At 57.9% G+C, this 2485-nt stretch carries 3 protein-coding genes; all 3 read right to left on the bottom strand.

The features are described from left to right. Positions 1 to 8 precede the first annotated feature (8 nt). A complete protein-coding gene (locus tag FHT29_RS34255; RefSeq protein WP_168601191.1) occupies positions 9 to 1607 on the bottom strand; it encodes an IS66 family transposase in 1599 nt (532 codons plus the stop codon). 73 nt (positions 1608 to 1680) lie between these two features. Then, a complete protein-coding gene (gene tnpB, locus FHT29_RS34250; protein ID WP_168601190.1) occupies positions 1681 to 2025 on the bottom strand; it encodes an IS66 family insertion sequence element accessory protein TnpB in 345 nt (114 codons plus the stop codon). Beyond that, positions 2022 to 2408: a transposase gene (locus FHT29_RS34245; RefSeq protein ID WP_168601189.1), complete on the bottom strand. Its 387-nt coding sequence runs from the start codon at positions 2406 to 2408 to the stop codon at positions 2022 to 2024. The genes tnpB and FHT29_RS34245 overlap by 4 nt, the downstream gene beginning before the upstream one ends. Positions 2409 to 2485 lie beyond the last annotated feature (77 nt).

Raw genomic sequence — 2485 nt, 5'->3', positions numbered from 1 at the left:
GTAAGCGGTCAGCCGACCACGCCTGTCTTGAAGTTCCAAGGCATCAGAGCGTCGATGTCGTGAGCGGGCCATCCATTGGCCATACGCAGTAACGTCTGGGCCAGCCAGGCAAGTGGATCGACGTCGTTCATTTTAGCAGTCTGCAAAAGTGTAGAGATCGTCGCCCATGTGTTGCCGCCGCCTTGGCTTCCGGCAAATAGACTATTCTTTCTGGTAATTGTTTGGGGACGGATTGCCCGCTCGACGATGTTGGAGTCGATCTCGATGCGGCCGTCACTGAGAAAGCGCTCCAGAGATTGCCGGCGGGTCATTGCGTAGCGGATCGCCTCCGCGGTCTTGGACTTTCCGGAGACCTTCGCCAGCTCCTTTTCCCAGATGTCAAAAAGGCTCGCGACAACTGCTGTAGACCGCTCTTGTCGAGCGGCAGCACGGGTGTTGGCATCCTTGCCGCGGATCTCGTCTTCAACCTTCCAGAGTTCCGCCATCGCTTTCACCGACGCTGTCGCCGCGTGATTGATATCGCCGACATGAAGTTCGTAAAATTTGCGCCTGACATGCGCCCAGCATCCGGCCAGAGTGATGGTCTCATTGCTACCTGCTTTGATCTGCTCCTTGACCATGCTCGTATAGGCGCCGTGTCCATCCACCTGGAGGATGCCGGTGAAGCCGCTCAGGTGACGCGCAACGCAGCGTGCACCCCGGCTGTCTTCGAACCGATAGGCGACCATGGGCGGCCCAGATCCACCAAACGGCCGATCATCACGCGCGTAGGCCCAAAGCCACGCCGTCATTGTTTTTCCCGAACCAGGCACCAGGGTTGGCAATGTCGTTTCGTCGGCAAAGACCCTTTCACCCGCCTTGATCTTTTCCAGGATGTAATCCGCCAGGATCTTGAGCTCAAAGCCGAGATGTCCCATCCATTGGGCCATCAACGAGCGGCTCAGCGCCACACTATCACGCAGGTAGATCGCCTGCTGACGGTAGAGCGGAAGGCCGTCGGCATATTTCGATACGGCAATGTAAGCGAGAAGCCGTTCGCTCGGCAGGCCAGCTTCTATGATATGGGCCGGTGCAAGAGCTTGCAGCACGCCGTCACGCTCCCTGAATGCATATTTGGGCCGGCGGGTCACGATGACCCTGAACTTCGGTGGAATGACATCGAGCCGCTCGGATCGGTCTTCGCCAATCAGAACCTTCTCCAAGCCCCGGCACTCTTCAGGGATTTCAGGCTCAATGACCTCCTCGATGCGTTCGAGATGAGCGGCAAAGCCCTTGCGTGGACGTGCTTCCCGCTTCGGCTTGTCTTTCCGGGACTGATCGAGCTCGCTGTCGATTGCCGAAAGGCCGGTCTCGACTTCCTCGAAGGCAAAATCGATCTGATCATCGCTGATCCCCAGCCGCAGCCGTTCCGAGCGGGTGCCTTTCTGGGCCCGCTCCAGCACTTTCACAATCGCAGTGAGGGTGGCGATCCGCTCGTCAGTGTCCTTTTTGAGCGCCTCAAGCCGGGCGATCTCCGCTCGCGCAGCAGCACCCTGTGCATTCATGGCGACGATCATCGCCTTGAGTGCATCCACATCGTCAGGAAGGTCCGAAGCAGACAAAACCATAGCAGGAGTAGACCACAAATCGTGGTCTTTTCCTAGCATTTACAGCGACATATGTCACTTTCTGTGTCTCTGTTCAGCCTGTGGAGAGCGGCCTCCTGATCGTCGCTGGACGGATCTTCTTCCAATCCAAACCAGCCAGAAGTGCCATGAGTTGAGCATGGTCGAGGCGGATACGCGCCACCGTCGCTGCCGGCCAGCAAAAGCCATTCTCCTCGAGGATTTTCGAATAAAGGCAGACCCCGCTGCCATCCCACCAAACGATCCGGACACGGTCCGCCCGTTTCGACCGGAAGACATAAAGCGCGCCGTTGAACGGGTCGAGGCCACCATCCCTGACCAGAGCCATCAATGATGCCGCACCCTTGCGGAAATCGACAGGTTGGCACGACACATAAACAATGACACCAGACGCGATCATGCCTGACGAACCGCCCGCAGGATCTTTACCAGACGTTCAGTCGCAACATCTCCGCCTACGCGTACTACAGCATCACCGATGACAATCTCAACCGCAGAACCGGCAACCGCCTCGACCTGTGCAAACCGAACCTGTGCATCAACTGACTTCGAGAGAGGAGCAATCGATCCCGAGGCGATTGCTTTGCGACGCCAATCGTAAAGCTGAGAGGGATCCAGACCCGCCCCACGGGCAATCGCTGATACATTCGCCCCCGGCTGCAGAGTTGCGGCAACCAAACGGGCCTTCTCATCATCCGGCCAGTCTCTCGGCTTGCGGCGCGTCGCGATTGGTGTCGCCGTCAAAACCTCGAAGGCTCGGGTCTGATTCACAGTATCACTCATAGGGCTCTCCGCATGACTCATGCAGAAAATGAGCGATCTGTCCCTCCAGCGCTACGTGGGATGGCCTACCCGCTTAC

This window comes from Rhizobium sp. SG741, assembly GCF_012275435.1.
Classification (GTDB): Bacteria; Pseudomonadota; Alphaproteobacteria; order Rhizobiales; family Rhizobiaceae; genus Rhizobium; species Rhizobium lusitanum.
This window is presented reverse-complemented; position numbering and strand designations above follow the sequence as displayed.

What these genes read in the sequence shown, in the direction of transcription:
- FHT29_RS34255 (WP_168601191.1), bottom strand. Translation starts at nt 1,607, where the DNA reads ATGGTTTTGTCTGCTTCGGACCTTCCTGACGATGTGGATGCACTCAAG.
- tnpB (WP_168601190.1), bottom strand. Translation starts at nt 2,025, where the DNA reads ATGATCGCGTCTGGTGTCATTGTTTATGTGTCGTGCCAACCTGTCGAT.
- FHT29_RS34245 (WP_168601189.1), bottom strand. Translation starts at nt 2,408, where the DNA reads ATGAGTGATACTGTGAATCAGACCCGAGCCTTCGAGGTTTTGACGGCG.